The sequence below is a fragment of the Saccharothrix hoggarensis genome (assembly GCF_052936025.1).
The window spans coordinates 3,340,729-3,349,225 of record NZ_CP193624.1; the positions used below are offsets into that span (position 1 = coordinate 3,340,729).

Annotated in this window: 9 protein-coding genes; all 9 read left to right on the forward strand. The window is 73.1% G+C overall.

Annotated features, from left to right (window positions below; genetic code table 11):
- The first annotated feature begins 37 nt into the window (after positions 1-37).
- The 9 genes from ACRAKH_RS15530 (at position 38) to ACRAKH_RS15570 (ending at position 8,443) form a co-directional block, all read left to right on the forward strand.
- Positions 38-1,111 (forward strand): beta-ketoacyl synthase N-terminal-like domain-containing protein, encoded by a 1,074-nt coding sequence (locus tag ACRAKH_RS15530; RefSeq protein WP_447009898.1) that lies wholly within the window; start codon positions 38-40, stop codon positions 1,109-1,111.
- 94 nt (positions 1,112-1,205) lie between these two features.
- A complete protein-coding gene (locus tag ACRAKH_RS15535) occupies positions 1,206-1,466 on the forward strand; it encodes an acyl carrier protein (RefSeq protein ID WP_380722840.1) in 261 nt (86 codons plus the stop codon).
- Between the two features lie 2 nt (positions 1,467-1,468).
- Complete coding sequence (locus tag ACRAKH_RS15540) at positions 1,469-1,858, forward strand: 3-hydroxyacyl-ACP dehydratase FabZ family protein (protein WP_380722841.1); 390 nt, start codon at positions 1,469-1,471, stop codon at positions 1,856-1,858.
- Positions 1,855-2,340 carry a 3-hydroxyacyl-ACP dehydratase FabZ family protein gene (locus ACRAKH_RS15545; protein ID WP_380722843.1) on the forward strand — a complete coding sequence of 162 codons (486 nt, stop codon included), beginning with the start codon at positions 1,855-1,857 and terminating at the stop codon, positions 2,338-2,340. Before ACRAKH_RS15540 ends, ACRAKH_RS15545 begins: the two co-directional genes overlap by 4 nt.
- A gap of 18 nt (positions 2,341-2,358) precedes the next feature.
- Positions 2,359-3,105, forward strand: a complete 747-nt coding sequence (fabG, locus tag ACRAKH_RS15550; protein ID WP_380722844.1) for a 3-oxoacyl-[acyl-carrier-protein] reductase — start codon at positions 2,359-2,361, stop codon at positions 3,103-3,105.
- Positions 3,106-3,127: 22 nt separating this feature from the next.
- A complete protein-coding gene (locus ACRAKH_RS15555; RefSeq protein WP_380722845.1) occupies positions 3,128-3,832 on the forward strand; it encodes a 2-hydroxychromene-2-carboxylate isomerase in 705 nt (234 codons plus the stop codon).
- Positions 3,833-3,894: 62 nt separating this feature from the next.
- A complete protein-coding gene (locus ACRAKH_RS15560; protein WP_380722847.1) occupies positions 3,895-7,821 on the forward strand; it encodes an amino acid adenylation domain-containing protein in 3,927 nt (1,308 codons plus the stop codon).
- A gap of 7 nt (positions 7,822-7,828) precedes the next feature.
- Complete coding sequence (locus tag ACRAKH_RS15565; RefSeq protein ID WP_380722849.1) at positions 7,829-8,029, forward strand: MbtH family protein; 201 nt, start codon at positions 7,829-7,831, stop codon at positions 8,027-8,029.
- 162 nt (positions 8,030-8,191) lie between these two features.
- Positions 8,192-8,443 carry an acyl carrier protein gene (locus ACRAKH_RS15570; protein WP_380722850.1) on the forward strand — a complete coding sequence of 84 codons (252 nt, stop codon included), beginning with the start codon at positions 8,192-8,194 and terminating at the stop codon, positions 8,441-8,443.
- The last annotated feature ends 54 nt before the right edge of the window (positions 8,444-8,497 follow it).

Here is an 8,497-nt window from a genome sequence, read left to right on the forward strand (position 1 = left end):
CCGGCCCACGACAACGACGAGAAGGAGCGAGGCTGTCGTGAACACCACGACGATCGTCAAGAACCCCGTCATCACCGCCTGGTCGGCGCTGTCGCCGTTCGGCACCGGCCGCGAGGCCTTCACCGAGGGCCTGCTCGCCGGCCGCACGACGAGCCGGGAGCTGGACAAGGAGCTGTGGGCCGGCCCGGACGCCGAGGCGTGCCTGGTGCCCGAGTTCACCGCCGCGTCCGCGTTGGGCCGCAAGGGGACCCGGTCGATGGACCGCGCCACCGGCCTGGCCGTGGCCACGGTCGGCCGGCTGCTCGACGACCAGGACCAGGGCCGGGAGATCGCCACCGGCGAGCACGCCGCGCTCGTGCTCGGCACGACCACCGGCAGCGCGCAGAGCATGATGGACTTCACTCGCGACTCGCTGACCGGCGAACGGCCGTACCTCGTCGACCCGTCGCGGTTCCCCAACACGGTGATGAACTGCGCGGCCGGCCAGTGCGCGATCTGGCACCAGCTGCGCGGGCCGAACGCCACCGTGGCCGGCGGCCGGGTGGCCGGGCTGCACGCGTTGAACTACGCCCGCCGCCTGCTCATCTCCGGCCGCGCCGACACCGCGCTGTGCGGCGCCGTCGAGGAGTACTCGGCCGCCCGCTCCTGGCTCGACCGCACCGGCCGCGACGACGCGCCGGTCCTCGGCGAGGGCTGCGCGATGCTCCAGCTGGAGCAGTCCGGCGACGACTCCGCGTCCCGGGCGCTCGCCGAGGTGCGCGCGGTCGAGTTCGGCGCGTACGGCGACGACTGCACCGCCGCGCTGGCCGCGTGCGTGCGCCGCGCGCTGGACCGCGCGGGCGTCTCCGTCGCCGACCTGTGGGCGGTCGCGCCGTGCGGCACGGCCGGGCCGGGCGAGTCGGTCGCGCTGCGCGAGGTGCTCGGCGACCTGTCCGCGTTCCGGGCGCCCGACCTCTCGCCGATCGGTGACACGGCCGGCGCGGCGTCGGCCATGCAGATCACCGCCGTGCTGGCGCTGGCCTCCGGCGACGCCGCCGCGAGCGGGCGCGCCGCGCTGATCACCGCCGTGGACGAGGGCGTCGTGGGCTGTGCCGTGCTCGGCATCGCCTGAGCGGCCGGACGCCCGAGCCCCGCGGAGGCTCGACGACCACCGCCGCGGCCCCGCCGGGCCGCGGCACGAACACCCGAACGAAGGAGAGCACACGATGAGCGGGATCACCACCACGCTGCTGGACAAGGAAGACCTGCGCCGGACCGTCGCCGAGGTCCTCGACGTCGAGGTCGACGCGGTCACCGACGAGGCGTCGTTCATCGACGACCTGGAGGTCGACTCGCTGATGGCGCTGGAGGTCGTCGTCGTGCTGGAGAAGAAGTACGGCATCCGGCTGCGCGAGTCCGAGCTGAAGCAGGTCGTCTGCCTCGACAAGGCCTACCAGCTGATGGTCGACAAGCTGGCCGCGGTCTGATCGTGGCGACCACCTGCTCCCCGCTGCGCGAGGGCGTGCGCGTGGTGGAACCGCCCGGCGAGCAGCCGGTCGCGACCACCACCGTCACGATCGACCCGGACAACCCCATCTTCGCCGGGCACTACCCGGGCTTCCCGATCTTCCCCGGCGTCGGCCTGGTCGAGTGCGTGCACCGCAGCGCGCTCGCCACCGCGCCGGAGGGCCGCGACCTCGAACTCGCCGCGATCGCCTCGACCCGGTTCACCGGGCCGACGTTCCCCGGCGACGAGCTGACCGTCCGCGTCGAGTGGAAGCCCGACGGTGACGGCTGGGTGGTCTCGGCCGTCGTCTCCTCGCCGCGCGGCGAGGCGGCCAAGGTCAAGCTCCGCTACCGGAACGGAGGACGCGCGTGATCACCGCCGCCGACATCCGACGGGTGCTGCCGCACCGCTACCCGATGCTGCTGGTCGACGCCGTCACCGAGCTCGTGCCCGGCGTGCGGCTGACCGCGAGGAAGGCCGTCACGGTCAACGAGCCGTGGTACGCCGACCTGCCCGTCGACCTGCGCGCCGAGCAGCTGGCGTATCCCGAGGTGCTGCTGGTCGAGTCGTGGTGCCAGGCCGCGGGCGTGCTGGCCACCTGGGACGCGCCGAACCCGGACGTCCTCGCGGGCCAGGTGATGCTGTTCGGCGGCATCTCCGACGTCCGCTTCGAACGCCCCGTGCTGCCCGGCGACGTGCTCGAACACCGCGTCGTGGTGCAGCGCGCCTTGACCGACACCGTCATGTTCGAGGGCGAGAGCGTGGTCGGCGACGAGGTCGTGATGACCGTGTCGCGCGTGGTGATGGCGTTCCGCCCCGCCGAGGCCCTGCGCCCGGCGACCCAGGGTTCCTGACCCGTGAGGGAGGTTTCGATGAGCGACGACACCCCGCGGGTGGCCCTGGTGACCGGGGGCTCGCGCGGCATCGGCCGGGCCTGCGTGCTGCGGCTCGCCGCCGACGGCTACGACGTGGGCTTCTGCTACCAGTCCAACGAGGACGCGGCCCGGCTGCTGGAGAAGGAAGCCGGCGAACTCGGCGCACGGGTGCGCGCGGTGCGCGCCGACGTGTCCGACGGCGCCTCGGTGCGCGCGATGCTCGCCGAGGTCAACGACGAGCTGGGCGTGCCCGAGACGCTGGTGACCGCGGCGGGCATCACCAAGGACAACCCGCTGCTGATGATGCCGGACGACGACTGGCACCGGGTCATCGACGTCAACCTCAACGGCGTCTACAACATCTGCCGCGCCGCCGTCTTCGAGATGATGAAGCGCCGCCGCGGTTCCATCGTGAACATCTCGTCGGTCGCGGGCGTGTACGGCAACGCGACGCAGACGAACTACTCGGCGTCGAAGGCCGGGATCATCGGCTTCTCCCGCGCCCTGGCCAAGGAGGTCGGCCGCTACGGCATCCGCGCCAACGTGGTCGCGCCCGGCTTCATCGACACGGACATGACGTCCGTGCTGTCGGACAAGGTCAAGGACAACGCGGTCAAGTCGATCCCGCTCGGCCGCCTCGGCACCGCGGACGAGGTCGCGGACCTGGTCGGCTACCTCGCCTCGGACCGGGCGGCCTACATCACCGGCGCCGTGTTCCAGATCGACGGCGGCATCACCATCTAGGACCCAGGACGGAGACCGACACATGGCCAAGAGGCCGCCCCGCTGGTACTTCTCGTTCCGCAGCCCCTACTCGTGGCTGGCGCACCGCGACCTCACCGAGCGGTACCCCGACGTCGCGGACCGGATCGAGTGGCGCCCGTTCTGGGAGCCGGACGCCGACCTGCGCGACCGCCTGGCCGCGGCGGGTGGGCGGTTCCCGTACTCGGCGATGTCCCGCGAGAAGCACCTGTACATCCTCCAGGACCTGCGCCGGCTGACCGCCGAACGCGGGCTCCCCGTGTCCTGGCCCGTGGACCGCGACGCCAACTGGGAGGTCGCGCACCTCGCCTACCTGGTCGCCGAGGAGCGCGGGCTGGGCCGCCAGTTCATCGCCGGGGTGTACCGGGCCCGGTGGGACCGCGGCCTGAACATCTCCGAACCGGCCACGATCGCCGCCGTCGCCGAGGACATCGGCGCCGACCCGGACGGGCTGGTCGACGCGGCGGCCAACCCCGAGGTGCGGGAACGCGGTCTCGCCGCGCTGCTCGACGTCTGCGCCGACGGCGTGTTCGGCGTGCCGTACTTCGCCAACGGCTTCGACAAGTACTGGGGCCTGGAGCGGCTGCCCGGTTTCATCGCCGCCGTGCGCGGCACGGGCGCGTCCGCCAAGCCCGCCGAGGTCGCGCCCGACGACACGCCCGCCCTGGTCGGCGTCGGCGACTTCAGCCACGCCGGCGGCTGCGGCTGACGCCGTCCCGCCCGACCTGCCCACCACCCGAGCACCTGCACGCACATGAGGACGGACCCACCATGCCTGAGTCGGGCGCGGACCGTGTGCCGCTGACGGCGGCGCAGTCGGGGATCTGGTATGCGCAGCAACTGGACCCCGACAACCCGATCTACAACGCGGGGGAGTACCTGGAGATCCGCGGCACCGTGGACGAAGGGCTGCTCCGGCACGCGCTGCGGCAGGTGCTCGCCGAGGCGGAGACCCTCCGCGTGCGGATCGTCGCCGACCCGGACGGCCACCACCAGGTGGTCGAGCCGGAACCGCGCTGGTCGCTGCACGTCGCCGACGTGCGCGACCGGCCCGACCCCGAGGCCGCCGCGGTCGCCGCCATGCGCGCCGACCTCGGCGTGCCGGTCGACCCGGCCGCCGGACCCCTGTTCCACTTCGGACTGTTCCAGGTGGACGACGACCGCGACTTCCTGTACTACCGCTACCACCACGTCGTGGTCGACGGCTACACGGTGGCGCTGGTCGCCCAGCGGATCGCCGAGGTGTACACGGCGCTGGTCGACCGGGCTCCCGTGCCGCCGTCGCCGTTCGAGCCGCTGGCGACGCTCGTCGGCCTCGACGCCGAGTACCGGGCCTCCGAGCGGTTCGACGACGACCGCCGGTTCTGGCTCGACGAGCTGGCGGGGGCGCCCGCGCCGGTGAGCCTCGCGGCCGAGCAGCCGCGGATGGCGCACGGTCTCGTGCGGCACACCGGCTACCTGGCCGAGCCGACCGCGCAGGCGTTGCGCGACCTCGCCCGCGAGGTCGGCGTGACGTGGCCGTCCGTCGTGATGGCCGCCACCGCCGCCTACCTCCAGCGGTTCACCTCCGCGGCGGAGGTCGTCCTCGGCCTGCCGGTGACGACCCGCCTGGGCCGGGTGGCCCGCGCCGCGCCCGGCATGGTGTCCAACGTGGTGCCGCTGCGGCTGGCCGTGCAGCCGTCGCACAGCCTGGAGGACCTGCTCCGGCACACGTCCGACCGGCTCCGCGCGGTCATGCGCCACCAGCGCTACCGGTACGAGGACCTGCGGCGCGACCGCAAGCTCCTCGGCGCGGAGCAGCGCCTGGTCGGGCCCGAGGTCAACGTCATGATGTTCGACTACGACCTCAAGTTCGGCCCGCACCGCGCGCTCGTGCACAACCTGTCGATCGGCCCGTCCGACGACCTGTCGGTGAACGTGTACGACCGGGGCGACGGCCGCGGCCTCCAGATCGACTTCGACGCGAACCCCGAGCTGTACTCCGACGACGAGATCACCGCCCACCAGCGGCGGTTCGTGACGTTCCTGCGCAACCTGGCCGCGGCCAGCCCGGCCCGGTCGGTCGGCACGATCGACGCGCTGCTGCCCGGCGAGGAGGACCGGGTCGTGCGCGCGTTCAACGACACCGCCGCGCCCGTCGAGCGCACGACCCTCACCGAACTGCTCGCCCACCGGGCGGACCTCTCGCCCGGCAACACGGCGGTGGTGTTCGAGGGCACGACCCTCACCTACGCGCAGCTGCACGCCAGGGCCAACGACCTGGCGCACCGCCTGGTCGAGCGCGGCGCGGGCCCGGAACGGGTGGTGGCGCTGGCGCTGCCCCGGTCCGAGCACCTGGTCGTGGCGCTGCTGGCGGTGCTCAAGGCCGGCGCGGCGTACCTGCCGATCGACCCGGACTACCCGGCCGACCGGATCGCGTTCACGCTGGCGGACGCCAGGCCGGCGCTGCTGCTGGCCACGGTGGCGTCCGCCGCCGCACTGCCCGCCGACCTCGGCGTCGACGTCCTCGTGCTGGACGGCGCGGACGTCGGCGAGCGCCCCGACCCGCCCGCCGCGGCGGTCCGGCCCGCGAACCCGGCGTACATGATCTACACGTCGGGCTCGACCGGCCGGCCCAAGGGCGTGCTGGTGCCGCACGAGGGGATCGTCAACCGGCTGCGGTGGATGCAGCACCGGTACGGGCTCACGGAGGCCGACCGCGTGCTGCAGAAGACGCCGTCCGGGTTCGACGTGTCGGTGTGGGAGTTCTTCTGGCCGCTGATCGAGGGCGCGACCCTCGTCGTGGCCCGCCCCGAGGGGCACCGCGACCCGGCCTACCTCGCCGCGCTGATCCGCGACGAGCGGGTGACGACCCTGCACTTCGTGCCGTCGATGCTCCAGGTGTTCCTGGCCGAGCCGACCGCCGCCGCGTGCGCCGGGCTGCGCCAGGTGATGTGCAGCGGCGAGGCGTTGCCCGAGGAGGTCGCGGACCGGTTCCACCGGCTGCTGCCGGACGTCGAGCTGCACAACCTGTACGGGCCGACCGAGGCGTCGGTGGACGTCACGTCGTGGCAGTCCACCGGCGGGCCCGGCCCCGTGCCGATCGGCGCGCCGGTGTGGAACACGAGCACCTACGTGCTGGACGGCTCGCTGCGCCCGCTGCCGGTGGGCGTGGTCGGCGAGCTGTACCTGGCGGGCGTGCAGCTCGCCCGCGGCTACCACGACCGGCGCGGCCTCACCGCCGAGCGGTTCGTCGCCGACCCGTACGGGCCGCCCGGCGCCCGCATGTACCGCACCGGCGACCTGGCGCGCTGGGACGCGACCGGCAACCTGCACTACGCCGGCCGTGCCGACGACCAGGTGAAGATCCGCGGCCTGCGGATCGAGCTGGGCGAGATCGAGACGGCGCTGACCCGGCAGCCGGGCGTGGCCGCCGCGGCGGTCGCCGTCCGCGAGGACCGGCCGGGGGACAAGCGCCTGGTCGGGTACGCCGTGCCGGCCGACGGCATCCAGCTCGACGTGGCCCGGTTGCGGGCGGGGCTGGCCGAAGGCCTGCCGGACTACATGGTGCCGTCGGCGCTGGTGGTGCTCGGCGCGCTGCCCACCAGCCCGAACGGCAAGCTGGCGCGGTCGCTGCTGCCCGCGCCGGACGTGGCGTCCGCGGTGTCCGACCGGGGACCGCGGACACCGCGGGAGGAGATCCTGGCCGGGCTGTTCGCCGAGGTCCTGGGCCTGCCGCGGGTCGGGGTGGACGACAACTTCTTCGACCTCGGCGGCCACTCGCTGCTGGCCACCAAGCTGATCAACAAGGTGCGGTCGACGTTCGGCGTCACGCTGACCATCCGCACCGTGTTCGAGGCGCCGACGGTGGCCACGATGGTCGGCAAGCTCGACGCGGACGCGCGGGCCACCGACGCGCTGGACGTGCTGCTGCCGCTGCGGCCGTTCGGCGACCGGCCCGCCGTGTTCTGCGTCCACCCGGCCGGCGGGCTGGCCTGGTGCTACGCCGGGCTGATCAAGCACCTGGAGGGCGGTTTCCCGGTCTACGGGCTCCAGGCCCGCGGGCTGGACCGCGACGAGCCGCTGCCGGGCAGCTTCGCCGAGGCCGCCGCCGACTACCTCCGGCTGATCCGGGAGGTGCAGCCCGAGGGGCCGTACCACCTGGTCGGCTACTCGTCGGGCGGCATCCTCGCGCACGTCATGGCCGCGCAGCTGGAAGCGGCGGGGGAGGAGGTCGGGCTCCTGGCGATCCTCGACACCTACCCCGGCCAGACGCTCGCCGAGCTGGGCGAGCAGGAGGTGCTGGCCGACCTGCTCAGCTGGGTCGGGTTCGACCGGCGCCACCTGGGGCGCAAGCCCCTGACCCACCAGAAGGTCACCGACACGCTGCGCAAGCTGGGCAGTTCCCTGGCCAGCCTGGAGCAGCGGCACATCGAGTCCATCGGCCGCATCTACGCCAACTTCCGCGAGCTGGTCCACGAGAGCGTCCCGGCGCGCTACGGCGGGGACGTGGTCGTGGTCGTGGCAACCCTGGACAAGGTCGACATCTCGCCGACCCCCGAGACCTGGCGCCCGTACGTGGGCGGCCGGATCACCACCCGACGGGTCGACCGCAAGCACACCGACCTGATGAAACCGGGCCCGCTGGCCGAGATCGGCCGCATCCTCGCGGACGAGCTGCGGGACATCCACCGGAACCGACCGGAGACCAAGGAGTAGTGCCGACATGACCAACCCGTTCGAGAACGCCGAGGGCACGTTCTTCGTGCTGGTGAACGACGAGAACCAGCACTCGCTGTGGCCCTCGTTCGTGGACGTGCCCGCGGGCTGGCGCCCGGTGCACGGCGAGGCGTCGAGGCAGTCCTGCCTCGACTACATCGAGGCCAACTGGACCGACATGCGACCCGCCAGCCTGGTCCACAGCTGACCCTTCCGCACCACCCCCGCGAAACCCGTTGCAGCATCAGGAAAAGCACCTTCCCGGCCGGGCGGGGCCCCGCAAGACTACGCAGGAACGCGGGAACCCCGCCGCACGCCGCCGGTACCACCGCATCGCGATCCAAGCTCCGCCACCGAAGGGACACCAGAGATGACCACCGCTGTCGACGAGCGCATGGCCACCATCAAGGACATCGTCTGCGAGATCCTCGAGATCGAGCCGGAAGAGGTCACCGAGACCAGCCTGTTCAACGAGGACCACGGCGCGGACTCGCTGCGCGCCATCGAGATCCTCGCGTCGCTCGAGAAGCAGTTCTCCATCGCCATCGACCAGGCCGAGCTGGGCCGGATGGTCAACCTGCGCGGTGTGTACGAGGTCGTCAGCGAGTCGGCGGGCTGGTAGCCCGCCCGCGCCGCGGCGCCGGTCCGCGACCACACGGGGCGGACCGGCCCGCGA